The organism is Luteibacter sp. (genome assembly GCF_036499525.1).
Lineage (GTDB): Bacteria > Pseudomonadota > Gammaproteobacteria > Xanthomonadales > Rhodanobacteraceae > Luteibacter.
Map to the genome: position 1 here is coordinate 1 of NZ_DASYDO010000073.1, position 23831 is coordinate 23831.

General features: G+C 66.4%; 21 protein-coding genes. 8 read left to right on the plus strand and 13 right to left on the minus strand.

Annotation, left to right across the window (positions count from 1 at the left end):
- The first annotated feature begins 226 nt into the window (after positions 1 to 226).
- The 3 genes from VGM71_RS15540 to VGM71_RS15550 all read left to right on the plus strand — a co-directional run bounded on the left by VGM71_RS15540 (position 227) and on the right by VGM71_RS15550 (position 3894).
- A complete protein-coding gene (locus tag VGM71_RS15540) occupies positions 227 to 1750 on the plus strand; it encodes a LysM peptidoglycan-binding domain-containing protein (protein WP_331546782.1) in 1524 nt (507 codons plus the stop codon).
- 3 nt (positions 1751 to 1753) lie between these two features.
- Entirely contained in the window at positions 1754 to 2452 is a 699-nt protein-coding gene (locus tag VGM71_RS15545) for an HAD family hydrolase (RefSeq protein ID WP_331546784.1), read from the plus strand.
- A 68-nt stretch (positions 2453 to 2520) separates the two neighbouring features.
- Positions 2521 to 3894, plus strand: coding sequence for a leucyl aminopeptidase family protein (locus tag VGM71_RS15550; protein ID WP_331546786.1), 1374 nt, complete (start codon positions 2521 to 2523; stop codon positions 3892 to 3894).
- Positions 3895 to 4014: 120 nt separating this feature from the next.
- Here the strand turns inward: VGM71_RS15550 and VGM71_RS15555 are convergent, their stop codons facing one another.
- Positions 4015 to 4323: a hypothetical protein gene (locus VGM71_RS15555; protein WP_331546788.1), complete on the minus strand. Its 309-nt coding sequence runs from the start codon at positions 4321 to 4323 to the stop codon at positions 4015 to 4017.
- Positions 4324 to 4539: 216 nt separating this feature from the next.
- Here VGM71_RS15555 and VGM71_RS15560 point away from each other — a divergent pair, with 216 nt between their 5' ends.
- Positions 4540 to 5532 carry an alpha/beta hydrolase gene (locus VGM71_RS15560; RefSeq protein WP_331546790.1) on the plus strand — a complete coding sequence of 331 codons (993 nt, stop codon included), beginning with the start codon at positions 4540 to 4542 and terminating at the stop codon, positions 5530 to 5532.
- 154 nt (positions 5533 to 5686) lie between these two features.
- On the opposite strand, the gene VGM71_RS15565 is transcribed toward VGM71_RS15560, so the two are convergent.
- The 9 genes from VGM71_RS15565 to VGM71_RS15605 all read right to left on the minus strand — a co-directional run bounded on the left by VGM71_RS15565 (position 5687) and on the right by VGM71_RS15605 (position 15173).
- A complete protein-coding gene (locus tag VGM71_RS15565) occupies positions 5687 to 6181 on the minus strand; it encodes a DUF4019 domain-containing protein (protein ID WP_331546792.1) in 495 nt (164 codons plus the stop codon).
- An 86-nt stretch (positions 6182 to 6267) separates the two neighbouring features.
- Positions 6268 to 6927, minus strand: coding sequence for a hypothetical protein (locus VGM71_RS15570; RefSeq protein WP_331546794.1), 660 nt, complete (start codon positions 6925 to 6927; stop codon positions 6268 to 6270).
- A 179-nt stretch (positions 6928 to 7106) separates the two neighbouring features.
- Positions 7107 to 8582, minus strand: a complete 1476-nt coding sequence (gene trpE / locus VGM71_RS15575; RefSeq protein WP_331546796.1) for an anthranilate synthase component I — start codon at positions 8580 to 8582, stop codon at positions 7107 to 7109.
- Positions 8583 to 8851: 269 nt separating this feature from the next.
- Positions 8852 to 10849 (minus strand): ATP-binding protein, encoded by a 1998-nt coding sequence (locus tag VGM71_RS15580; protein ID WP_331546798.1) that lies wholly within the window; start codon positions 10847 to 10849, stop codon positions 8852 to 8854.
- 133 nt (positions 10850 to 10982) lie between these two features.
- Entirely contained in the window at positions 10983 to 11672 is a 690-nt protein-coding gene (gene pdsR, locus VGM71_RS15585; protein ID WP_331546800.1) for a proteobacterial dedicated sortase system response regulator, read from the minus strand.
- Between the two features lie 589 nt (positions 11673 to 12261).
- The gene (locus tag VGM71_RS15590) at positions 12262 to 13005 is read right to left on the minus strand and encodes a hypothetical protein (protein ID WP_331546802.1); all 744 of its coding nucleotides are present in this window, start codon (positions 13003 to 13005) and stop codon (positions 12262 to 12264) included.
- A 206-nt stretch (positions 13006 to 13211) separates the two neighbouring features.
- Positions 13212 to 13886 carry a ribulose-phosphate 3-epimerase gene (gene rpe, locus VGM71_RS15595; protein WP_331546804.1) on the minus strand — a complete coding sequence of 225 codons (675 nt, stop codon included), beginning with the start codon at positions 13884 to 13886 and terminating at the stop codon, positions 13212 to 13214.
- Positions 13887 to 14058: 172 nt separating this feature from the next.
- Complete coding sequence (gene djlA / locus VGM71_RS15600; RefSeq protein WP_331546806.1) at positions 14059 to 14865, minus strand: co-chaperone DjlA; 807 nt, start codon at positions 14863 to 14865, stop codon at positions 14059 to 14061.
- A complete protein-coding gene (locus tag VGM71_RS15605; RefSeq protein ID WP_331546808.1) occupies positions 14862 to 15173 on the minus strand; it encodes a c-type cytochrome in 312 nt (103 codons plus the stop codon). The genes djlA and VGM71_RS15605 overlap by 4 nt, the downstream gene beginning before the upstream one ends.
- Before the next feature lie 273 nt (positions 15174 to 15446).
- Here VGM71_RS15605 and VGM71_RS15610 point away from each other — a divergent pair, with 273 nt between their 5' ends.
- Genes VGM71_RS15610 through VGM71_RS15620 form a run of 3 tightly spaced genes read left to right on the plus strand, consistent with a single transcriptional unit; the run spans position 15447 to position 17266 of the window.
- Positions 15447 to 16343 carry a phosphoribosylaminoimidazolesuccinocarboxamide synthase gene (locus VGM71_RS15610; protein WP_331546856.1) on the plus strand — a complete coding sequence of 299 codons (897 nt, stop codon included), beginning with the start codon at positions 15447 to 15449 and terminating at the stop codon, positions 16341 to 16343.
- A 34-nt stretch (positions 16344 to 16377) separates the two neighbouring features.
- Positions 16378 to 16845 (plus strand): DUF962 domain-containing protein, encoded by a 468-nt coding sequence (locus VGM71_RS15615; RefSeq protein ID WP_331546810.1) that lies wholly within the window; start codon positions 16378 to 16380, stop codon positions 16843 to 16845.
- Positions 16846 to 16855: 10 nt separating this feature from the next.
- Positions 16856 to 17266 (plus strand): hypothetical protein, encoded by a 411-nt coding sequence (locus VGM71_RS15620; RefSeq protein ID WP_331546813.1) that lies wholly within the window; start codon positions 16856 to 16858, stop codon positions 17264 to 17266.
- A 111-nt stretch (positions 17267 to 17377) separates the two neighbouring features.
- Here VGM71_RS15620 and VGM71_RS15625 read toward each other — a convergent pair whose 3' ends face one another.
- Both VGM71_RS15625 and VGM71_RS15630 read right to left on the minus strand, forming a co-directional pair.
- A complete protein-coding gene (locus VGM71_RS15625) occupies positions 17378 to 19606 on the minus strand; it encodes a beta-agarase (RefSeq protein WP_331546815.1) in 2229 nt (742 codons plus the stop codon).
- Positions 19607 to 19819: 213 nt separating this feature from the next.
- On the minus strand, positions 19820 to 21148 hold the full coding sequence (locus tag VGM71_RS15630) for an APC family permease (RefSeq protein WP_331546817.1): 1329 nt from the start codon (positions 21146 to 21148) through the stop codon (positions 19820 to 19822).
- Positions 21149 to 21397: 249 nt separating this feature from the next.
- Between VGM71_RS15630 and VGM71_RS15635 the strand changes: the two genes are divergently transcribed.
- Positions 21398 to 21853, plus strand: coding sequence for an REP-associated tyrosine transposase (locus tag VGM71_RS15635; protein ID WP_331546819.1), 456 nt, complete (start codon positions 21398 to 21400; stop codon positions 21851 to 21853).
- Between the two features lie 149 nt (positions 21854 to 22002).
- On the opposite strand, the gene lpdA is transcribed toward VGM71_RS15635, so the two are convergent.
- Complete coding sequence (lpdA, locus tag VGM71_RS15640) at positions 22003 to 23817, minus strand: dihydrolipoyl dehydrogenase (RefSeq protein ID WP_331546821.1); 1815 nt, start codon at positions 23815 to 23817, stop codon at positions 22003 to 22005.
- Positions 23818 to 23831 lie beyond the last annotated feature (14 nt).

The following is a 23831-nucleotide window of genomic DNA, read 5'->3' on the forward strand; positions in this document are numbered from 1 at the left end:
GCCCAAACCTACAAGGTGGTCGCGAGAAGATGTCGCGCGCAGGGCGCGCTCCTACGGGTCCCGGTGTGAAGGACGGGGGTTGGATGTGAAGGAACTCGCCCTACAGCTTACGTTCCGTTTCCCGACCGCAGGATGCTGAACGATGTCAATGCTGCGCGCGGCGGCGGGATGCCCCACAATTGCGGCTTGCTTGCCTATTAGCCCCGTCCCGAGGTCCCAGCCGTCCATGTCTCTTCGTTTCGCGCGACTGTTCACCGCCACGCTGATCGGCCTTAGCGCCTCCGCCACCGTTCTTGCCGCCGCAGGTAGTCAGCTGGTCTGGCGCGGCGACGTCACCACCGCGCGCGGCGTGGTCACCGACGTGGCCAAGGCCTGGGAGAAATCCGGCAAGGGCAAGATCGAACTGCAGCCGTTCAATACGGCCTCCGGCATCGACGCCGTGGTGAAGGGCACCGCCGACATCGCCGGTTCGGCCCGCCCCGCCATCGGTGCTGCCGAGCAGTCGCTCACCTTCACGCCGGTGGCATGGGACGCCCTGGTGATGATCACCTACCCGTCCAACCCGGTGAGCAACATCACGCTGAAGCAGCTCCATGAGATCTACATGGGGCACATCACCAACTGGAAGGACCTCGGCGGCAACGATGCCCCGATCGATCTTTACGCGGTAGCCAGCCCGGCCGACGGCGTGGAATACAGCATGCGCCGCCTGCTGTTCGGCCGCGGCAACCAGCCGGTCGCGGCACCGCGCCTGTACGTGAACGTGGCGAAGCTCGAAGAAGGCGTGACTCTCGACAAGCTGGGCCTCGGCGCCAGCACGCTCGCCGGCGCGTCGTCGAACAAGAAGGTGAAGATCCTTTCCATCGACGGCGTCGCGCCGTCCATGTCCACGGTGGGCAGCGGTGCCTATCCGCTGTACACCGAGCTTTATCTCGTCACCAACGACACCAGCCCGAAGGCCGCCGACGTGAAGGAGTTCATTTCCTTCGTGACCTCTAGCCAGGGCAGCTCGCTGATTCGCGCGCATAGCCTCGTGCCATACGGCGACGGCGCCGCGCTGGCTTCGAAGGACGCCTCCCGCCGTGCGGCCATCGCCTCCGCGGTGGGCACGCGTGCCAATGCCGGCCAGGCGATGACCACGCCGACCGCCGTGGCCGCCGCGCCGACCGCTGCCGATACCACCAAGGAAGTCGCGCTCGCCAAGGCACAGGTGGCCGGCAAGGGCGCGAAGGCCGCGAAGGAAACCAAGGGTTCCGTCGCGGCCACCACCGCGGAGCCGTCCAGGTTCGCGCGCGTGGCCGCCAGCGTCAGCACCACGGCGCATATGGGCTTCGCTGGCGTGCATGCCGAAGCGTTCACGGTGTCGGACAACGCCAGGATCGGCGGCCGGTTCGCCAAGGTGCACGCCGATGCGGTCACCGTGCGTGGCAAGCCGGTCGCCAGGTCGGTGGCTACCGCCAGGCCGGTCGATGCCTCGGAGAAGTCCACGGCTGTTACGACCCCGAAGGTAGCGGAGGCCAAGCCGGCCGCCGCGAAGCTGGCGAAGGCCGCGGACACCAGGGCCGCGAAGGCCGTGGCCAAGGCCGCCGTGAAACCGGCCGCCTCGCACACGTACAAGGTGGCCGCAGGCGACACGCTCTATTCCATCGCGAAGAAGAACGCGATCGACGTGAACAAGCTGCGCGCCATGAATGGCCTGAAGGACAACAACGTCCGCCTCGGCCAGGTGCTCAAACTCGGCGCACGCTGAGCCGTGCCGGTTCGCGCCGTCTCCCTCGATCTCGACGACACCCTGTGGCCGGTGCTGCCGGCCCTGATCGAGGCCGAGCACTGCGTGAACCGCTGGCTCAGGCAGCACCATCCCGATGTTGCTGACGCATGGCCCATCGAGGCCATGCGCGAACTGCGCGAGAAGATCGCGCAGGAAAACGCCCATCTCTCGCATGATTTCAGCACGCAGCGGCGCCTGACCATCCGCCACGCCTTCGCCGCGTGCGGCATCGAGGATGCACCGGTGGACGAGGCGTGGCGCATCTACTTCGCCGCGCGCAACGCGGTGGAGTTGTACCCGGACACCCTGCCCGCCCTGGAGCGCATCGCGGCCCACGTGCCGCTGGTGAGCATCTCCAACGGCAACGCCGACCTCGAAGTGATCGGCCTCCACCATCTCTTCCACACGCGCCTCAACGCCTGCGGCGTGGGCGTGGCGAAGCCGGATCCTCAGATTTTCCTTGCGGCCGCCAAGGCCCTGGGCGTGGCCCCTGCGGACATCCTTCACGTGGGTGACGACCCGCTGCTCGATGTGGCCGGTGCGCGCGAGGCCGGCATGAAGACGGCATGGCTCAATCGCACGGGCGAGCGCTGGTCGCACGGGCCCGCGGCGGACTATGAATTTCCGGATATGACCCATCTGGCCGACTGGATTGACGCGTCGGTCGCGACGGACAGCTAGAATGGTGGTTCACCGATAGAAGAACCCACTGACGCGGCCGTCTGCGACCGCGAGGCACGGGAGGCCTGATGTCACCGCTGATCGATCGCAAGTCCGGAAAACGCGCCGTCCTCATCGAAACCGTCGATGCCGGCAGCATGGCTGCCGTGGAGGCGCGCCTGGATGCGGCGCAGCGCAAGTGGCTCGAATCCACCGGATTCCGGCCGAAGCCGGGTGCGGTGACGGCGCTGCCGGGTCCGACGGGCGAGATCTCCCGGGTGCTGGTCGGCGTGGATCGCCATCATCCGATGGCCGCGCTGGGCGGATTGCCGTATCGCCTGCCGGAAGGCATCTACGAACTATCTTCCGACGGCGTGTTCGAGGATCGCGAGCTCGCGGTGCTCGGCTGGGCGCTGGGAGCGTACCGCTTCGATCGTTATCGCTCGAACGATCGCAAGCCGGCGCAGCTCGTGGTCACGCCGGCGATGATCCGCAACCTGCAGCCGCTGATCGACGCCACGTCCGAAGTACGCGACATGGTGAACACGCCCACGGAAGACATGGGCCCCGAGCACCTGTCGCAGGCCATCCATGCCCACGCCGACGCGCATAAGGCCACGGTGCGCGAATGGGTCGGCGACGAACTGCTCAAGGACAACTTCCCCACCATCCATGCGGTGGGCCGCGCCAGCCATCGCGCGCCGCGTCTTATCGAGTTGACCTGGGGCAAGACGTCCAACCCGAAGCTCGTGATCGTCGGCAAGGGCGTGTGCTTTGACACCGGCGGCCTGGACATCAAGCCGGCCGACGGCATGCGCTGGATGAAGAAGGACATGGGCGGCGCGGCGCATGCCATCGCGCTGGCCGGCCTCATCATGAAGGCGAAGCTGCCGGTGCGACTGACGCTGCTGGTGCCTGCGGTGGAGAACGCCATCGCCGGCAACGCCATGCGACCGGGCGAGGTCATCCGTACGCGCGCCGGGCATACGGTGGAGGTCGACAATACCGATGCGGAAGGCCGCCTGGTGCTGTGCGATGCCATCGCTTTGGCGGTGGAGCAGTCGCCCGATCTGATCGTGGACTTCGCGACGCTGACCGGTGCCGCGCGCGTGGCGCTGGGGCCGGAATTGCCGGCCTTGTTCACCAACCGCGACCAGCTGGCCGACCATGTGATTGGCTCCGCCGAACTGGTGCACGATCCGCTGTGGCGCCTGCCGCTGTGGCGTCCGTACCGCCGCATGCTGGAATCGTACGTGGCGGACTTCGCCAATGCGGGCCCGTCGCGCCACGCCGGCGCGATCACCGCGGCGCTGTACCTGGAGCGTTTCATCCCCGACGGCCAGAACTGGATGCACCTGGACACCTATTCCTGGAACGACGGCGACCGCCCCGGCCACCCCCGCGGCGGCGAAGCCCAAGGCCTCCGCGCGTTCTTCCGCTTCCTGTCGGAGCGTTATTCGTAAACGCCCCCGTAGGAGCGCGCCCTTCGCGTTTATGCCCGCGTCGGGCACGACATCTTTTTGCGAAAGGCAACAGGCCCTGTTGCTCACAGCCTTAAAAGATGTCGCGCGCAAGGCGCACTCCTACGGAGCCTCGCTTCCTTCGCTCTCCGCCCGCTTAGCCCTCCACGCAATGACCGACCGCAAATTGCGCTCCAGCTCCGCGATCGTCAGCGGAAAATAGTTCTCGTCGTTATCGGTAACCTGCCAGCTGGCCATCCGCTTGTCGGTCACGGCCACACCGTTCGCATTCAACGCGTCGCGAACATCGGTGGCATCGAGATCGGTGGCCTTGAGGATCAATTGCCACAACCAGTTCATCCGCTGCGGATCGACGCCGCGTGTCAAAGGCGGACGCACATAAGGCCGGGCCGGTGCGTCGAAGTCGGTCATGGTGTACTCCCTGCATGCACGTAGTCCCAGTATGGCCATCGATCCGCGCGAGGCATATCGGTACACCCCCCAAATTTCCTCAGTCCCCACCTTCACACCGTACGTCATTAGCCCTGTGCGGGAAGCCCACACGCGTTATTTCCTGCTGCAAAGTTTCATCCTTGCTTGAACGTCAGCTCGTATAGGCTTGCCGAGTCCCCTCACCCGGATCCTGCTATGCGCGCCCTCATCCCCGTCATTCTCCTGGCTTTCGCCCTCCCCGCATTCGCCGACGACACCCCGAAGGTCGAAGCCCTTGGCGCTCGCCTCGAGCACCTCGAATACCCTTACCCCGTCACGATGTTCCCGGTGAAGAACCAGGGCCAGTCCCTGCAGATGGCTTACATGGACCTGAAACCGGAGCACGCCAACGGCCGCACCGCGGTGCTGCTGCACGGAAAGAATTTCTGCGGCCCTTACTGGGCGGCGACGGCCGAGCACCTGCGCGCCGAAGGCTATCGCGTGGTGATTCCCGACCAGATCGGCTTCTGCAAATCGTCGAAGCCGCACACGTTCCAGTACAGCTTTCATCAACTGGCGGCGGACACGCACGACCTGCTGGTGAGTCTCGGTGTGGACAAGGTCACCGTCGTCGCGCATTCCATGGGTGGCATGGTGGGCGTGCGCTATGCACTGATGTACCCGCAGGGCGTGGAGAAGCTGGTGCTGGTGAATCCTATCGGCCTTGAGGACTGGAAGGCCAAGGGCGTGCCGTGGCAGAGCGTGGACGCGTGGTATGCGCGCGACCTGAAGACCTCGTACGCCGGCATCAAGCGCTACCAGATGGCGCACTACTACACCGGCAAGTGGAAGCCCGATTACGACCCCTGGGCGCTGATGCAAGCCGGGCAGTACGAAGGCGACGGCAAGGAAACCTCGGCCTGGGCCGGCGCGCTCACCTACGACATGGTATTCACCCAGCCGGTGGTGTATGAGTTTCCGTCGATCAAGGTACCGACGGTATTGATCATCGGGCAGCGCGATACCACGGCCATTGCCGAAGGCGCACCGCCGGACGTGGTGGCGAAGCTTGGCCATTATCCGGAGCTTGGGAAAGAAGCCGCGGCGCGGATTCCCGGCGCGAAGCTGATTCCGCTGGAAGGCCTGGCGCATTCGCCCATGATCGAGGCCCCCGAGCGCTTCTATAAAGCCCTGGACGAAGCACTCTAAACACCCTGCTGTGTCGACATCCGTAGGAGCGCGCCCTGCGCGCGACAGCCTTTCGCCTCAGTCCACACAGAGTCACGCGCCAGCTCTAGGGCTTAGCCTCAAAAGCTGTCGCGCGCAGGGCGCGCTCCTACAAACGTAGACGCAGGGGCGTTGCTTATTGGGTGAACGCGATCTCGCGTTGCACGGGCCGGATGACGTAGCCCACGGGCAGCCAGTTCAAGCTGCCCGTCCCGCCCGGCGCCAGCGACACGGTTTCGAACAACACCGCCCGGGTGTAGTGCGATACGAAGATCACGTTGAGGTAATCGCCGGAAGGCAGGCCTACCGGGTCGCGTACGCGGGTGACTTCGAACCACTCTCTGCCCACGAGCTGGCCGCGGTCGAGGCGGATCTTGCGCAGGTAGCGGGCCCACTCGGCGCGGGGCACCATCTTCTGCATCATCGCCCCGGCTTCCAGCCACATGGCGTCCGTCCTGCGGCCGTCGGACATGCGTACCCAGTGGGTGGCGCAGCTCACCGCGTTATCCAGCGAATTCGGCTGCGGGCCGAGCCGCGGCGCGTTGCTGATGCTCAAGTGCGAGGCGAACGGGTTCGTTCCAGAAACACCGGTCGCGGGAATCTTTCGGCTGAATGCCGGTACCGAGGACATGGCCCCTACCCCGTGATGGGACAGGACCAGCTTCGGGCAGCCAGGGGGCCGCTGCCAAGTCGGCCGGATGGAATAAGCGGGTTGGCTTAGCGGCGGCCGAAGGCCAGGACGTCGGCGGTGTAGGTCTCTACGACGAGGCTGAAGGGCTGGTTCGCCTCCGTGAACAGCACCGCCCGATGGCGCAGCACCTCGTGCGGGATGGCCAGCGGGCCCTTGTGCGGCGGCGGAAGCGGGGCGTCCATCTCCCAGCCTACCGGCAGCGGGGACCACAGAAGATCGGCGCTGAGGGTTTGCCGGCGAAAGTGCAGCGCCTGCACTACCTTGCCGAACGGCTGGTCGGTGGTGTCGAGGATCTTGTTCATCTGGGGCGTGAGACGCGAGGGCACATACCAGTTGTCCGCCTCGGACAGCACGTGCTCGCCGCAGGCCAGTTGCACGCGGCGATAGCGCACCGGCTCGTCGGGGCCGATGCCCAGCGTGGCGCGCTCGGCGTCGGGCAGCGGCTTGTCGTGGCCCTTCACGCGGCGGGCGAGGATCGTCGCTTCCGGCGCCAGCGAATGACCACCGCACCAGCGCTCCAGCGTCAGCGTGGCACTGGGGTGGCTGAGCAGGTCGGCATTGAGCGATTGCAGCAGCGCCAGCGCCTGCGTGCGCGAGGCGACATCGTCACTCCATGGCTCGCGCGCCTGCGCGGTGGCCGCGAGTACGGCAAGGGAGGTGGCTGCGATGAAGGTACGGCTGTTCATGGAGTAATCCCTCACGGGCTATTGCTGATCGTGTGCCGTTCTGCGGATGCGTCGCGCTGAAGGAGCGCCTTGCGCGCGATGGCTTTTCGCGAAGAGCAGCAGGTCCTGGTACGTAGTCTCGAAAAGCTGTCGCGCGCAAGGCGCGCTCCCACCGAAGGGTGTTGTTTCGTGCACGGGTTTCAGAGGCCCTTGGCGGCCTGGGCTACGGCGCGGAAAAGTGCGCGTCCCTTGTTCATGGTTTCTTCCCACTCGGCTGCCGGATCGGAGTCGTAGACGACGCCGCCGCCGGCCTGCACGTGCAGGCGGCCGTCCTGGATGACCGCGGTGCGGATGGCGATCGCGGTATCCGCGTCGCCCCACCAGCCGAGCCAGCCGATGGCGCCGGCGTAGATGTTGCGCTTGAACGGCTCCAGTTCCTGGATGATCTCCAGCGCGCGGATCTTCGGTGCGCCGCTGACCGTGCCGGCGGGGAACGTGGCCTTGATCACATCCATGTACGACAGGTCGTCGCGGATGTCGCCTTCCACCTGCGACACGATGTGCATCACGTGCGAGTAGTGCTCGACGACGAAGGACTCGGACAGCTCCACCGTGCCCGTCTTGCTTACGCGGCCCACGTCGTTGCGGCCGAGGTCGATGAGCATGAGGTGCTCCGCGCGTTCCTTCGGATCGGCGAGCAACTCGGTTTCGAGGGCGATGTCTTCCGCCTCGTCCTTGCCGCGGCGGCGCGTGCCGGCGATAGGGCGCAGCACCACGCGGCCGTTCTTCAGGCGCACGAGGATTTCCGGCGACGAGCCGACGATTTGCGTAGGGCCGATGTCGATGAAGAACATGTACGGCGACGGGTTCATCGCGCGCAGCGCGCGATACACGTCCACCGGACGCGCGTTGAAACCGATGCTCAGGCGCTGCGACGGCACCACCTGGAAGATGTCGCCGGCGCGGATGTACTCCTGCGCGGTGCGGACCATCGCCTCGTATTCCTCGCGGGTGAACGAGGATTTGAAGTCGGACTCGTCGAGCGCCTCGGGCTGCAGCAGCTGCGGGTACGACACGCCGCCCTGGCGCAGGCGGAAAGCCAGCGTGTCGAGGCGGCGGGAGGCTTCCGCATACGCTTGCGGGCGCGAGGGATCGGCGTGGACGATGAGGTAGAGACGGCCCTTGAGGTTATCGAACACGGCCACTTCGTCGGCGAGCATCAGCAGCACGTCGGGCGTGCCCAGCTCGTCCTTCTTGTCCCACTGGGCAAGGCGCTTTTCGATATAGCCGATGGTCTCGAAGCCGAAGTAGCCCACGAGGCCGCCGGTGAAGTCCGGCAGGCCCGGGAGTTTCGGCACGTCGTACTGCTTGCGCAGCGTTTCGATCTCGCCCAGCGGATCGTCGAGGTGACGGCGCTCGATGACCTCGCCGCTCTCCTCCACTTCCAGCTCGTGACCGCGCAGCCGGTACACGCGGCGGGCCGGCAGGCCGATGATGGAATGCCGTCCCCAGGTGGCGCCGCCCTCGACCGATTCGAACAGGAAGGTGTACGGACCATCGGCCAGCTTCAGGTACACCGACAGCGGCGTGTCGAGGTCGGAAAAGACCTCGCGCACCAGCGGGATGCGTGTGTGGCCCTGCGCGGCGTAAGCATCGAATTGTTCGCGGGAGATCATCGGGCGAGGGGACGTTGAGGTGATCGTCGATTGTAGGGGATGTTGCCCCGCAAGATTTGGCGGACAAGGCGCCCGATGCGCCGCACGCGCCGCGTCGCCCTCGTAGGAGCGCGCCCTGCGCGCGACAGCTCTTCGCGCCGGTCCACAGCCCCTGCAGGCGATCGCGAAAAACTGTCGCGCGCAGGGCGCGCTCCTACGGCGGTGGCGGGGCAGGCCCGTGGTAGATGGGTCAGGTCCGTGGTGAGCGGGGCAGGCCCGTGGTCGGCGGGTCAGGCCAGGCGTTGGCGCGGCAGGCCTTTCAGGTGCAGGGTGAAGGCCACCCCGTCCTCGAGGTTCCGGGCGCTGGCGCTGCCCTGGTGGCGCTCGGCGACCAGGCGGACCACGTAAAGACCCAGGCCCAGGTGGGGTGCGTCGCCGGGGGTGGCCTTGTCGCGGAGGCTTACCAGCGAGTCGAACAGGCGGCCCTGCATGGCCGCCGGTAGTGGCGGCCCCTGGTTGGCCAATTCGATATCGGCCCCTTCGGCCGTCGGCCGCAGGACGATGCGCATCCAGCCGTCCGGCGATGTGAATGACAGCGCGTTGTCGAACAGCTTGTCCAGCGCCTGCGCGATGAGCTCCGGCGACACGTGCATGAACACGGGTGTGGACGGCAGTTCGGCCTCGAGGCGACGGTCGCCGGCCAGCACGCGGTAGCCCTCGGCACAACCGCGCACGATGTCGGCGAGGTCCACATCCTCGGCCTCGGCGGCGGCGATGGCGCGCTCCATGCGGCTGGCCTCGCTCATGGCGCGGACGAGGGCGCCGAGACGTGCGACGCCATCGCGGGCCCTGGCGAGGTATGGCTCCGCTTCGGCGGGCAGCCCCGCATGATCCAGGTTGTCCAGTGACGATTTCACGATCGCCAGCGGCGTGTTGAGTTCGTGCGAGAGCTTCGACGCCAGGGTGCGCAGGTAATCGGTGTAACCGCCGACCACCTCGAACAGTCGTGCGAAACTTCGCGCCAGGTCGCCCAGTTCGTCACTGGCTTCGGTGAGCGGAAAGGGCCCCTCGAGCCTTCCATCGTTGGCCTGCGCACGCTCGGCGGCATTGCGCAGGCGGCGCAGGCGGATGGTGAGCCGCGTGGCGAACAGCAGCAGGACGCCACCCGCGACGAGCAGCACGGCGAAGCTGGTGAGCAACAGGCCGAACAACGCGCGGTTGGCCAGCAGAGGTACCGCGCGACTGGGCTGCTCCAGCAACACCGCGCCGTGCAGCTTGCCGCGCATCATCACCGGCACCGCCACGGCAAGCACGACGCTTCCGCGTGCCTCGCCCGCGCGCCATGCCGTGGCAGGCTTTCCACGCAGCGCTCCGCGCACCTCGGGCAGGTCGATGCGCGGCGCATCTTCCGCCCAGGCGCTTTCGGCATCGAAACGCGTCGCGAGCAGCGAGCGATAAACCAGCGAAGCGAACCAGCCGGGGCGCTCCGACGCCGGAAGATCGGGCAGGTCCAGCTTCCCGCTCTGCGCCACGAGCCACGCGTCGCCGGACAGCATGCGTACGCGCACGCCATCGGGCGCGAGGCGGGCCAGTTCCTGTGACAATGGCGATGAGAAGTCGATCAACGGCCGGCTTTCGGCGCTGAGCGGCTCGTTGTCGCCATCGGCGGCGACATGCACGCCAAGGCCGAAGCGGTCCAGCCGCAGGCCACGCGGCAGGCGGAACTCCACGCGGAAGCCGCTACCGTCTTCCTGCCACTGCGCGTTGATGCGATCGGGCAGCACGCCGGCCTCGGCGTCGAGCGCGATCGCCGTGGTCGGTCCCGGTGCGGCGCTGGCTAGCACATAACGCTGCGCATCCTCGCCGCTGGCGATGGAGACGATGAGATGGTCGGCGCTGAGCACGAGCCGGTCGCCCGCATCGGCGCGGCGACGCTGCGGGGCGCGTACCTCGGCGCTGAAATACACCCAGCGATCGTCTTCGGCGAGCATCACTTTCGCGTTGCTGCCGAAGGATTGCGCCCACGGGCTGAGCGACGCCCAGTCGTCGCCGTAGCCGTCGATGGTGATCGGCACGGGGGTGCGCTGCAGGTACCACGCCGGACCCGCCGGCGGCAGCGGCGCGTCCACCACCACGAGGCTGCGCGCCATCGCCCGCGCGGACGCCACCAGCGCCTGCGCCTGGCCTTCGCGCAGCAAGGTTTCCATCTGGCGCACGTAAAGCCAGCCGGCGACGGGGAGTGCCAGCGTGCAAAGGGCGACCAGGAGGAGTTTTTGGCGGAGGGTCATCGATCAGGCGGCTGTTGTAGGAGCGCGCCCTGCGCGCGACAGCTTTTCGCGCCAGTCACGAATCTCGCGCGCCAGCTCCGGGGGACGGCCACAAAAGATGTCGCGCGCAGGCGCGCTCCTACAGTAGGCGCGGTCACGGCGTCCAGCGGTAGCCCACCCCATGCACCGTCTCGATCGCATCGAACTCCGGCGCCAGCGCCACGAACTTCTTGCGGATGCGCTTGATGTGCGAAGTGATCGTCGCGTCGTCCACCACCAGCTCCGCTTCGCGCATCAGCTGGTCGCGGTTCTTCACGTGGCCGGGGAAACGCACCAGCGTGTGCACCATCCAGAACTCGGTGACGGTGAGCGGAATCTCGATCCCGTTCCACAGTATCCGCATGCGCTCCGACTCCAGCTTCAGCGGACCATGCTCGATCACCGTCTCGCTTGCAGTGGGCGTCTTCAGCGATTCGATGCGGCGGAACAGCGCCGCGATGCGCGCCGCGAGTTGATGCAGGCTGGTGTCCTTCGAGAGGTAATCGTCAGCGCCCAGGCGCAGTCCGGAGATCACGTCGAAATCCGAATCGCGCGCGGTGAGGAAGATGATTGGCAAGGTCGCCGACTTCGCACGCAGTTCGCGGCAGAGGTCGAAGCCGCCCTCGGGCTCGTCGCCGAGGCCGATGTCGATGATCACCAGTTCCGGCAGGCGCATGGCGAAGGCGGTGGAGGCATCCCGCCGCGAACCGTAGCCCCGGGCTTCATAGCCGAAGCGATTCAGCGCCTCCACGTAGTTGGCGCGGATGAGGGGTTCGTCTTCGACGATGGCGATGCTGCGGGCCATAAGCATTCCGTGAAAGGGGATCGGCGTGCGCAGCGTGCTATGTGCCCGGCCGCGCCGCAAGGCCTGCACCCGATTTGCCCGCGTTTCGCCTCCCTGAACGCCGCCCGCAAGCCCTAATCCGGCAGCCGGCGCCGTGCACGAAGTCTTTGCCCGTCTTTTGCCATAAACGATCCGCGGATTGCCTCGACCAGGACGTTCCGCCCGCCGCCCGTGGCTTTCCACTGTGCATGACGGCGCGTCACCCGGCGCCGGAGGAGAATCCATGAAAACCAGACCCGACGCCGACAACACCGAACTCGATCGCGACTTCGAGCCCCTGCGCGTCGCCCTCGCCCTGGGCGCGCTGCTGCTGGGCCTGCTCTTTGGCATGCACTGACGGGAGGACGCTATGGATCTCTTCGACGACTTCGTGGAACCGGCCATGGAAGGCCTTGGCGCGGCCGGCGCGCACGGAAGCGCACCGGTCACCGGGCCGGCGGAACCGGACCCGAACTGGCAACCCGTATAACCCTTTTCCCCTGAGCTCCTTGCCGGGAGCCTCCTTCACTCCCCCATCCCGATGGACGGGGGAGCTTTTTTAACGCGGGGGTTACTCGCTCCTGGCCGTGCTCACCTGGCTGATCGGCACGAGTTCCGCGTCACCCACGAACACGTGGCTGTTGTAGCCGTAGAAGTACATGGCCTTCTGGGTCTGCAGCATGCGGCCGAGTGAGAAACCGCTTTGCAGCGGGGCACCGCCGGGTACGCCGGCGTAGCCGTACGGCAGGGTCACGCCGTCGATGAAGACGCTGCCGCCGAAGTTCACGGCCCAGGCGATCTGCTGGTATTCACGATCGAAGCGGCGTTCCGCTCGGGGAGCCGCCACGGCATCCGCGTACGTACCCTTCATGTCCTTCCAGTAGGCGTTGGCCTGGGCGCGTTCCTCAGGGGATACCTGCTGGTAGGCGGACACGAAGGCTGGTTCGTAGGCCGGGTCGTGCCGTTCGGAGGCGAGGGCCAGCCAGGCGAGGCCCAGCGGACGGTTCTTCTGCGCGTGGTCGCCATTGAAATACATGACGCCGAGCGCGTACTGCGCCGGCTTGCTGCCCCAGCTGGCGGCGCTCAGCAGGCTTTCGCGCGCCAGGCCATCATGACCGCTCCAGTAGTTACGGGCGGCGGAACAGAAGTAGTAATCGCCTGGCAGGAAACGCTCCAGGCCTCCGGGGCAAGGCATCAACGAACGCGATACGGCGTCCTGTTGGTCGGGCAACGGTTGGGGCCTTTCCCCAGCGATGGCGAGGGGCATGACGGCGAGTGCCGCAAGGGACAGAACAAACGATGTCAGGGATTTCATGATCGACTCCGACTGTTTGCTGACGGTACCCCCCGGTACGCGTGGCATCAGGACCGTGCTCTGGAGTCCTCCCCTAAGCGCCGTCACGGTCCGGAACGACGCTTCGTGCCCGACCGGTCATGAGGCTCCCGGGAGCGGTTTTACCGTACCACCCGATTTGCTATCGGCCCGTGAAATTCCCAGGACTCACGGACCGGCCGGATGGCCTACTTGCCGTCGATGGCGGCGTGCATCCGCCGGATCACGTCGGTGTAGTCGGGCGCGTTGAAGATGGCCGAGCCGGCCACGAAGGTGTCCGCGCCCGCGGCGGCTATCCGGCCGATGTTGTCGGGGGTGACACCGCCGTCCACTTCCAGGCGGATGGCGCGGCCACTGGCATCGATGCGTTCGCGCACGTGGCGGATCTTGTCCAGGGCCGACGGGATGAACTTCTGGCCACCAAAGCCGGGGTTCACCGACATGATCAGCACCATGTCGATCTTGTCCATCACGTAGTCCAGCCAGGACAGCGGCGTGGCCGGATTGAACACCAGCCCGGCTTCGCAGCCTTCGTCCTTGATGAGCTGGATGGTGCGGTCCACGTGCTCGCTGGCCTCCGGGTGGAAGCTGATGCTGCGCGCGCCGGCCTTGGCGAAGTCCGGCACGATGCGATCCACCGGCTTCACCATCAGGTGCACGTCGATGTGCTCGGCGATGCCGTAGCTGCGCAGCGCCTTCAGCACCATCGGCCCGATGGTGAGGTTGGGCACGTAGTGGTTATCCATCACGTCGAAGTGCACCCACTGCGCACCCGCATCGAGAACCTTGCGCGTGTCCTCGCCCAGCCGGGCGAAGTCGGCGGAGAGGATGGACGGAGCGATGACGGGGGATTGCTTGGCCATGGGAGGTACCGGTGAGGGGCGGTGGAATGCTTCAGGTTATACCGTCAGCGCATCACGTTTTTGAACGCATCACGTTTTTGTAGGAGCGCGCCCTGCGCGCGACAGCTCTTCGCGAACAGCCGCAGGGCCAGTTGCTCACGGCCCTGAAACATGTCGCGCGCAAGGCGCGCTCCTACTTGAACCCGCGCTCCGCCTTGATCCGCTCGTACGCCGCGTTGATCTCGCTGGCTCGGCTTTCGGCACGGCGGCGCATATCGTCGGGCAGGTCGCCCAGGCGGTCGGGGTGGTGTTCGGAGATGAGCTTGCGGTAGGCACGTTTGATGGCGCGGTCGTCGGCGTCGCGCTGGATGCCGAGGATGGCGTACGGATCCGGCCCCTGCGTGCTCCGCTGCGGGGGCACGTAGCCACCGCCATGGGCGCGGCCGCCGTGCGTACGCCCACCGGCGCCGGCGTTCCAGGCGTAGCCCTTCATCGCCATCAGCGCCATCAGCTCCATGTCGCTCACGCGCAGGGCGAAGGCGAGCTGGCGCAGCAGGGCCATCTTTTCGGGCGAGGGATTGCCTTCGGCCAGCACCGTCTCGATCACCACGTCGATCACGGGGAAAGCGTGGTCGCGGCGATGGCCGACCCAGTGCCGCAGCTCGTCGATGACGGCCGTGGCGTTGAACTCGGGCTGCTTGCCCTCGTTGAACGCCTCGATCGCGGTGCGGCGGTCTTCCTGGCCCAGTCCCATGCGCACCATCAGGCGCTCGGCGATGGCGATTTCCGCCTCGGACACACGGCCGTCCGCCTTCGCGACGGCGCCGATCAGGGCGAACAGCGGGGCGATATAGCCGCCCTGGGCGGGTGTGCGGCGGCGCTGTTGCTGGCGGCTGGCGTCGAACATGAAACCGAGCGCGCCGCCGACGATGGCGCCGAGGACATTGTGGGTGATCCACATGCCGAGCACGGCGCCGATGAGTGTGCCGGTGAAATTCATTGAGCGGCCTTGGGAGGCGGAAGGGCGGAGTACCACTCGGCGAGCCGGTCGAGCTCCGCATCGGTGAGGGGGCCGGTCGCGGCGCGCATCACGGGGATGTCGCGGCGACCGTCGCGGTATTGGCGCAAGGCCTCGCGCAGGTAATCGAGCTTCTGCCCGGCCAGGTTCGGCGCGCCGCGAATCTTCGCCACGCCGTCCTCGCCGTGGCACGCCGCGCACAGGCCAAGGCGCGCCGGCTTCGCAGGCGGGTCGGCAAGGACAGGGGCGGAGAGGGCCAGGGCTAGTGCCGCGGTCGTGAGGATTCGCATGGCGAGGCTATGGGGTCGTCAACGCGAGATTCTAGCAGGCCCGCCGGCACGGTCCCCTCCCCCGATGCCCGGAGACCAACCGTAAGAGCGCGCCCTGCGCGCGACAGCTTCTCGCGAAACGCCACAGGTCGTGCTGCTCACGGCTTTAGTCGTGCTGCTCACGGCTTTAAAAGCTGTCGCGCGCAGGGCGCGCTCCTACGGGGGTGGACGCGGACGGGCGTGGACGCCGCTTGTACAATGGGAAGCTTGCCCGTCCTCACCGGAGCCACAGCCGTGCCCACCATCCTCTCGCAATCCGACCTGCCCGGCCTGGAGCTCGTCCATCGCGGCAAGGTTCGCGACGTCTATGCCCTGCCCGGCAATCGCCTGCTGATGGTGGCGACCGACCGGCTCTCGGCGTTCGACGTGGTGCTGCCCGATCCGATCCCGGGCAAGGGCGAAATGCTGACGCAGATCTCCAACTTCTGGTTCGGCAAGACGGCGCACATCATGCCCAACCATCTCACCGGCGAGGACGTGGCCTCCGTGCTGCCGCCCGGCGTGGATGCCGCGCTGTACGCGAAGCGCGCCGTGATCACCAAGCACCTGAAGCCGGTGCCGGTGGAAGCCATCGCCCGCGGTTACCTCATTGGTTCCGGCTGGAAGGATTACCAGGCCACCGGCGCGCTCTGCGGCATCACGCTGCCGCCCGGCCTGCGCCAGGCCGATAAGCTGCCCGAGCCCATCTTCACCCCATCGACCAAGGCCGCCGTGGGCGACCACGACGAAAACGTGAGCTTCGATACCGTCGTCGCCGCGGTGGGCGAAGACCTGGCCAACGCCGTGCGCGAGGCCACGCTGAAGATCTACGCCTTCGCCGCGGCCTACGCCGCCGGGCGCGGCATCATCGTCGCCGACACGAAGTTCGAGTTCGGCACCGACGAACACGGCGTGCTGCACATCATGGACGAGATGCTCACCCCGGATTCCTCGCGCTTCTGGCCGGCGGACGAATACGCCGTGGGTATCAGCCCGCCCAGCTACGACAAGCAGTTCGTGCGCGATTACCTCCAGGACATCGGCTGGAACAAGGCGCCTCCCGCACCGAAGGTGCCGGAGCAGGTCATCGCCGGCACCGCGGCGAAGTACGCCGAGGCGCTCGACAAGCTGGCAGGCATCCGCCTGGACTAAGCTTAGGTGTCAAGGCAGCACGGAGGGGACAGCCATGCGCGACGCAGCCACCTGGTTCGGCAACTACAGCCGCGATCACCAGAACCCGACCAACCAGTTGATCCACTGGATCTGCGTGCCGGCGATCACCTGGACCGTGATCGCCTTCGTCTGGTTGATTCCCGTGCCGCAGTGGCTGGGCAAGCAGGGCCTGTGGGCCGTGCTGGCGATGTTCCTGGCCTTCTGCTTCTACTACTACCGCCTGTCGCGGGCGATCGGCCTGGCGATGGCCGGCGCCTTCGTCGCGCTGGCCCTCGTCACCGACCTGATCTACGGCAACATCGGCTCTACCGGCCTGCTGCGGCTGGCGATCGGCGTGTTCGTGGTGGCGTGGATCGGCCAGTTCATCGGCCACAAGATCGAAGGCCGCCGCCCCTCCTTCTTCACCGACATCCAATACCTGCTGATCGGCCCCGCGTGGCTGATGAGCAAAGCCCTCGGCCGCTTCGGCGCGTCGTACTGACGGACACCCCGTGACCCAGTCGCTCCTGACCCTGTTTTCCGCCGCCATCTGGTGGGTGATCTATTCCAGCGCCGTCGCCGTCGTTCCCGCACTGATCGTATGGCTGGCCTTGCGCTGGCTGGAGAAGACGCCGGTGGTGTTCAACCGCGCTTACCTGGCCAGCCTGATCTGGACCCTGGTCGCGGTGCTTGCCGGCGGCCTTGTCATCGCCGTCCAGCATGGGCGGGCGCCGGGCGAATCGATCTTCGTCCTGCCCTGGATGCGCGCCTCGCTGGTGGTCGACATGCTGCTGGGCGCGTGGCTGGTCTGGTGGATGGTGCCGCGCGTGGACGCCCGCCGGGTGAAGCCGACCAGCGCCTGCATGGCCGTGGCGCTGGTGATGGTCGTGGCGATGGTGGTCGGGACCGTCATCCGGCGATAGGGCCACCCTATCGGCGCCATGCATAGCATCCGTTGGACTTGGGCCAGCGCATCCCCATAATGAGATTCATTCGTATTGGGCTGTGACATCACCCGTGGTGGTCACCGCGGCTTAATGCCCGCTGCCTGATCCACCACCTGTGCGGGCGTTGGTGTCGGTCACCGCCCGGGTAAACGTTTCGAACGGGATGTCGGTGATACCCACAAGCCCGATGTGCGCGTTTTCGCCGTCGAGGATCCGCCCCGTCACCGGCTGGTCCACATACTGGAACCAGTGCGTGCCGACGATAACGCCCGACGCCGCCGCGGCGTCGACGAATTTCGCGTAGGCCTTGCCGCGCTCCTCCTCACTGGCTACCGCGGCGACGCCACTGCCGAAAGGCCCCCTGTCCGCCGAGCCGAAGTGGAACTCCGTGACCAGCACGGGTTTGTCGAGCTTCCTGAAAGCGGCGATGTCGAAGCCGTGTTCGGGCAGGTCGGTATACGTGTTGATGCTGGTGATGTCGGCATACCTGGCGCTGGCTTCTTCGACTTCCGGCGTTCGGACGGCTAGACGGCCGCCAAGGAAGAGGTGGTGGGGATCGGCTTTATGCAGCGTGTCGGCCACCGTGTGGAAGTACTGGCCGGCATATTGCCTGAGGAAGGCGATGTAGTCCGTGGCGATGGCGGGATGGGCTTCATTGGGGTCGGGAGCTTTGAAACCTTGTGCTGCTATCTGGTCCCAGGTGATCGCTTCTACGCCCCACGCTTTGGCGAAGGTGGCGGCGTCGCCGTGGGTTTTCTTCAGGTAGGTAAGAAAGGCTTGTTTCGCCGGGCTTCCGGGACCCTGCTGCATGGTTCCCGTTGCCAGCGCCCACCGGCCTTGCGGTCCCCTGCCCGCCCATGCGAGTTCGTTGTCGGCGAAGTAGCCGAGCAGCCAGGGGTCGTCTTTTACGCCTTTCGTCGCTTTCGCCACCGCGGCTTTCGTGGCTTCGACGAAACGCGGGTCGAAGGGGTCGGGCATGCGGCCCCAGTAGTCGAAGCCGGTGCTTACCGAGTTGAAGTTGCCGGTGATCAGGATCGGGGCGGTATAAGCGATACGGTGTTCGGCGGCACAAGGCGTGACTCCCTGGCTTCGCCTGACGCTGTGGGAACCGGCTATGCCGGCGATCCCGCGGCAGTGGGCAAGCTCGCCGCGAGCACTCATCACCGCTGGAGCAGCTCCCACAAAGAAGGCGGGGTTGCTCCAGTTGCCTAGTGTGTTGAAATGCCATGATTTGAGGCGGTCAATCGCGCGGTCGCGCCATGCCGTCGCGTAGTCGTCGCCGAGTGTGCGCGCCACGTTGTTCGCGTAGACGTTCCACCAGCGGCCGTGGTTCATGGCGTTGTCGCGCTGCGAGCCCCGGTCGCTGCGGCTGTCGGCGGTGCCACCGAATTTGCCGTTCGCGGCTACCGGGTCCGCGAACATGTATTCGCGACCCTGCACGTAGGTGCGCCCGTCGGTGAGGTTCACGGCGTTCACGCCCAGCGAGAAGAACGCGTGCCCTTCCGGGGTTACCAGCCACCAGCGCCCGTTCTGCTTCTGCGTGCGGAACCAGCCGGTGGCCTGCATCGCCGGGAGATCGGTGCGGCCGCCGTAGCGGTCCAGGTTTTCGGGTTCGGATTTGGCGGGTGTGGTGTTGGTTTTTTCTTTGAGCGCCGCGTCGTCGGCGATCTTCTCCGGCCACGTGGCGCGGGTGTACTGACCGTAACGGTCGACGATGCCCGTGTAGGCACGATGCAGATCGTCGTCCGGCACATCGTCGAGCTTGCCGATCAGGATCGTCTGCGGTGCGCCGGGTTGCGGCATTGACAGTGTTACCGAGCTGACTTTATCCGCATCGATGGCGCCGTCCACCGTGGCGGCAACGAGGCGCTCGGCCCCGCCATCGCGAAACGGCATCGGCGGACCCACCTGCATGCCGAACGCCCGGGGAGAAGTGGCGCGCAATGGCAGCGACAAAGTCATCGGCGGCCCCGGCGGCAGCCCTATCGTCGCCGTGAGGTGCTTCCCGCCGGACGCCACGTCGACGAGAAGCGTCACCGCCCAAGGCATCCCGTTCTGCACCCGCAGCCGCATGGTGCCACTGGCCGGCCAGGCCCAGGCGCCCTGCTTCGGCGCCAGCAAAAGCGAAGGCCGCGCCGCCGGCTTGAACGTCACCGCCACCAGCTCCTCGCCGTCCGCGGCCTTGCGTACGGTGGGATCGAACGAAGCATCGCTAGCGGCGATACGCAGGCCATCCCCCGGATGAACAGGATCCACGGTCGCCGCATTGGCAACCGCCACGACACTGACGATAAGAAGGGCAGCAATCAAACGCATCGCTAAAATCTGCCACGACGGACGTGAACACGCCCTGCCTCCGCTGCAACGATCCCCGCCTATCGCCACCTTGCCCGCCTATCGCCACCTTGTACGAGCGCGCCCTGCGCGCGACATGTTTTGAGGCCGAACCTGGGAGCTGGCGCGTGAATCTTTGGGCTGGCGCGAAAAGCTGTCGTACCCGACGCGGGCATAAACGCGCAGGGCGCGCTCCTACGGTGCCGTTGCCAGACGGCGGCGCCAGAGGTAGTACACCGGCACGCCGATCGCAATGATCAACAGGCTCATCCCCGCATCCCCCGGCGCGGCAATAGCCGTCGCCGCGATCACGCAAAGCACCGTCGTCGTAAACACCAACGGCAGCCACGGATATCCGGGGACCAGGTACGGCGACGGCTCCGACTTCAATTTCTTGCGATACCAGAAGATCGTCGCGATGCCGAACGCATGCGACAGCCACTCGCCCACGGTCGTGTAATTGAGCAGCGCATTGAAGCTGCCCGACAGAATCAGCACGATCGCCCAGGCACCCAGCGCAACCAGGGCGAACTGCGGCGCACCGGTGCGAGGCTCGATGCGCGCGATCGGCTTGAAGAACATCCCGTCCGCGCTCATCACCTGCAACACGCGCGCACCGCCGGCAATGGCGATGCTGCAATAACCGAAGGTGGAACAGGCGATACCCACGGCGATGATCGTGGCGCCGGACTCGCCGAAGACACGGCGCATCAGGTCGGCGGCGGGCGCCGTGCTGGCCGCCAGACCAGCATGGCCCAGACCAGCCATGTAAGCGATGTTCACCAGTACGTAGCAGACGACCACGCTGATCATGCCGATACCGAGCGCGCGGGGTAACGTGCGCTGGGGTTCGCGGACTTCCCCGGCGAGGTCGTTGAGATAATGGAACCCGCCGTACGCGAACAGCGCGGGAAGGAGCGCCCCGACGATGGTGCTCACCGGAACGTCATGGGTCGGATCGGCGGCAAAGGCGAGGCCGAGGTGGCCCCGCGCCAGGAACAACCCGACCACGATGAGCAGGGCGACGGCACCGAGCTTCAGCACGGTGAAGGTGTTCTGCACCCAGGCACCGGCGCGAATACCGAACAGGTTCACCGCGACGATAAAGGCGATCGCTCCGACCGCCAGGGGCTTCACCCATTCGTGCGGCAGGCCGACGGCACGGCAGGCGTAGTCGGCGAATGTCGTGGCTACCGCGGCGACACTGCCCGGGTAGTTGATCAGCGCCATGGTCCAGCCGAACAGGAAGGCAGGCAACTGGCCGAAGGCCTCGCGCAGGTACACGTAGGTACCGCCGGCCTGGGGTCGTCTGGCACCGAGTTCGGCGTAACAGAGCACCCCGGCGAGGGTGAGCATGCCACCCAGCGTCCACAGCACGATGACTTCAGTGCCGGAACTGGTGAGCTGCGCGACGGTGGACGGCGTGCGGAAAATACCCGCGCCGATGACACCGCCAATGACAATCATCGCGGCATCCCAGATGCCAAGGCGACGGAGGTAGTGGGCTGGCTGAGGTGCGGGCATCCGCCGACCATGCCATAACCCGGGCCCAAGGGCGAGATGGCCTTGGTCATGACAGTGCCATCCCGCCGCGCCTCGCCCCACCATCGTAGGAGCGCGCCCTGCGCGCGACATCTTTTCAGGCCGAGCCTTGGAGCTGGCGCGGGAATCTTTTTGGACTGGGGCGAAGAGGTCGCGCGCAGGGCGCGCTCCTACAGGTCGCGGGGAACGGGCCTGCTGCGAAATCTTGTCCGGCGTTGGCACCCTGCCCGGATGACCATTCTTCCTGGCCAGTCGGCCCTTCGCATCGGTCGGGTTTCCGAACCGGGGCGGATCTATCTCGTGACGACCGTTGCCTGGAATCGCGCACCGCTGTTTCGCGATTATCGTGCGGCCCGGCTGGCTTCTCGCGTCATTGATTCACCCAAGACCTGGCGACATGCGACCTGCCTTGCCTGGGTGTTGATGCCCGATCATTGGCACGGGCTGATTCGCCTCGAAGATGGCGACCTTTCCAAAGTCGTCGGAAAAATGAAATCGCTTGTGACCAAAGCGTTTCGCGACGATGGGCGAGTGTCTCCGCTTTGGCAGCGGGCATTTCATGATCGAGCCCTCAGGCGCGACGAAGACCTGCTAGCGATGGCGCGGTATGTCGTGGCGAATCCCGTGCGAGCAGGGGTCGTCGACCGGGTGGGGAGCTACCCCTACTGGAACGCGGTTTGGCTGTAGGAGCGCGCCTTGCGCGTTTATGCCCGCGTCGGGTACGACATCTTTTCGCTTCCGTCCGAAAAGTTCACACGCCAGCTCCGAGGCTCGGCCTCAAAACATGTCGCGCGCAGGGCGCGCTCCTACGGGAGGAGCGCGCCTTGCGCGGGTGCTCATTTTTTCTTCGGAATGTACAGATCCGTGATCGTGCCTTCGTACACCTCGGCGGCCATGCCGACGGATTCGCCGAGCGTGGGGTGCGGGTGGACGGTGCGGCCGATGTCGCCGGCTTCGGCGCCCATTTCGATGGCCAGCGCGAGCTCGGAGATGAGGTCGCCCGCATGCGGGCCGACGATGCCGGCGCCGACGATGCGGTGGGTTTCCTCATCGAACAGAAGCTTGGTGAAGCCTTCGGTGCGGTCGATGCCGATGGCGCGGCCGGAGGCCGCCCAGGGGAACTTGCCCACGCCGATCTTCAGGCCCTTTTCCTTCGCCTCGCGCTCGGTCACGCCGACCCAGGCGATTTCCGGATCGGTATAGGCTACCGACGGGATCACGCGGGCGTCGAAGAAGCTCTTCTCGCCTGCCGCGGCTTCGGCCGCCACCTTGGCCTCGTGCGTGGCCTTGTGCGCCAGCATCGGCTGGCCCACGAGGTCGCCGATGGCGAAGATGTGCTTCACGTTGGTACGCATCTGGCGATCGACGGGGATGAAGCCGCGATCGGTGACTTCCACGCCCGCCTTGTCGGCACCGACCTTGCCGCCGTTCGGAATGCGCCCGACGGAAACGAGCACGCGGTCGAACAGCCTGGTCTCCGGAATGCTTTCGCCTTCGAAGGTGACTTCGATGCCCTTCTTCGTGGCCTTGGCTTCCACCACCTTCGTCTTGAGGTGGATGCCCTTGTAGCGCTTGGCGATGCGCGCCTGCAGCGGCTTGATCAGATCGGCGTCGACACCCGGGATGAGCTGGTCGGCGAGTTCGACCATCGTGACCTCGGAGCCCAGGCCGGCATATACCGTGGCCATCTCGAGGCCGATGATGCCGCAGCCGATGACGAGCAGCTTCTTCGGAATGTCGGGCAGTTCAAGCGCACCGGTGGAGGTGATGATGCGGTCGTCGTCCCAGGGGAACGCCGGCAGCTTCACCGCCTCGGAACCCGCGGCGATGATGGCGTTGCGGAAGCGGATGAGCTTCGTGCCCTCGGCCGTCTGGACTTCCAACTCGTTCGGTGAGACGAAGCTGCCGACGCCCGTGACGGTGCGCACCTTGCGCGCCTTCGCCATCTGGGCGAGGCCGCCGGTGAGTTTGCCGACCACCTTGTCCTTGAACGAGCGCAGCTTGTCGAGGTCGATGGTGGGCTTGCCGAAGGTGATGCCGTGCGATTCCATGTGGGCCGCTTCGTCGATCACGGCGGCCGCGTGCAGCAGCGCCTTCGACGGAATGCAGCCTACGTTGAGGCACACACCGCCGAGCGTTTCGAAACGTTCGACCAGCACGGTATCGAGGCCGATGTCGGCACCGCGGAAGGCGGCGGTGTAACCGCCGGGACCGGAGCCAATGACCACCAGTTCGCATTCGATGTCGGCCTTGCGGCCGGTTTCGCCGGCAGCCGTCCGAGCGGGCGCGGCGGGCGTGGCGGGCGCGTGCTTCGGCGGCGCCGGGGCGGGTGACGGCGGTGCCGGTGGCGGGGCGTCCTTCGTCACCGACTGGCCCACGACCTTCTCGGCGACCGGCGCTTCCACGCCACCCTCGGCATCGATGAGGGCGATGACGCTGCCGTCGTTGACCTCGTCGCCGACCTTGAGCTTGAGCTCGACGATCTTGCCTGCCTGCGAGGCGGGCACATCCATCGTGGCCTTGTCGGATTCCAGCGTGATGAGGCTCTGGTCCTTGGCGACGGTGTCGCCGACCTTCACCAGGATCTCGATGACGGGTACATCGTGCGAGCCGCCGAGATCGGGGACCTTCAGTTCGATCGTGTTAGCCATGCGCGTGGGCCTCC

Bases quoted from the DNA above. Each gene is read 5' to 3' on its own strand.
- VGM71_RS15540 (WP_331546782.1), top strand. From the start codon at position 227: ATGTCTCTTCGTTTCGCGCGACTGTTCACCGCCACGCTGATCGGCCTT.
- VGM71_RS15550 (WP_331546786.1), top strand. From the start codon at position 2,521: ATGTCACCGCTGATCGATCGCAAGTCCGGAAAACGCGCCGTCCTCATC.
- VGM71_RS15555 (WP_331546788.1), bottom strand. From the start codon at position 4,323: ATGACCGACTTCGACGCACCGGCCCGGCCTTATGTGCGTCCGCCTTTG.
- VGM71_RS15560 (WP_331546790.1), top strand. From the start codon at position 4,540: ATGCGCGCCCTCATCCCCGTCATTCTCCTGGCTTTCGCCCTCCCCGCA.
- VGM71_RS15565 (WP_331546792.1), bottom strand. From the start codon at position 6,181: ATGTCCTCGGTACCGGCATTCAGCCGAAAGATTCCCGCGACCGGTGTT.
- VGM71_RS15570 (WP_331546794.1), bottom strand. From the start codon at position 6,927: ATGAACAGCCGTACCTTCATCGCAGCCACCTCCCTTGCCGTACTCGCG.
- trpE (WP_331546796.1), bottom strand. From the start codon at position 8,582: ATGATCTCCCGCGAACAATTCGATGCTTACGCCGCGCAGGGCCACACA.
- VGM71_RS15580 (WP_331546798.1), bottom strand. From the start codon at position 10,849: ATGACCCTCCGCCAAAAACTCCTCCTGGTCGCCCTTTGCACGCTGGCA.
- pdsR (WP_331546800.1), bottom strand. From the start codon at position 11,672: ATGGCCCGCAGCATCGCCATCGTCGAAGACGAACCCCTCATCCGCGCC.
- VGM71_RS15590 (WP_331546802.1), bottom strand. From the start codon at position 13,005: ATGAAATCCCTGACATCGTTTGTTCTGTCCCTTGCGGCACTCGCCGTC.
- rpe (WP_331546804.1), bottom strand. From the start codon at position 13,886: ATGGCCAAGCAATCCCCCGTCATCGCTCCGTCCATCCTCTCCGCCGAC.
- djlA (WP_331546806.1), bottom strand. From the start codon at position 14,865: ATGAATTTCACCGGCACACTCATCGGCGCCGTGCTCGGCATGTGGATC.
- VGM71_RS15605 (WP_331546808.1), bottom strand. From the start codon at position 15,173: ATGCGAATCCTCACGACCGCGGCACTAGCCCTGGCCCTCTCCGCCCCT.
- VGM71_RS15615 (WP_331546810.1), top strand. From the start codon at position 16,378: ATGCGCGACGCAGCCACCTGGTTCGGCAACTACAGCCGCGATCACCAG.
- VGM71_RS15625 (WP_331546815.1), bottom strand. From the start codon at position 19,606: ATGCGTTTGATTGCTGCCCTTCTTATCGTCAGTGTCGTGGCGGTTGCC.
- VGM71_RS15630 (WP_331546817.1), bottom strand. From the start codon at position 21,148: ATGCCCGCACCTCAGCCAGCCCACTACCTCCGTCGCCTTGGCATCTGG.
- VGM71_RS15635 (WP_331546819.1), top strand. From the start codon at position 21,398: ATGACCATTCTTCCTGGCCAGTCGGCCCTTCGCATCGGTCGGGTTTCC.
- lpdA (WP_331546821.1), bottom strand. From the start codon at position 23,817: ATGGCTAACACGATCGAACTGAAGGTCCCCGATCTCGGCGGCTCGCAC.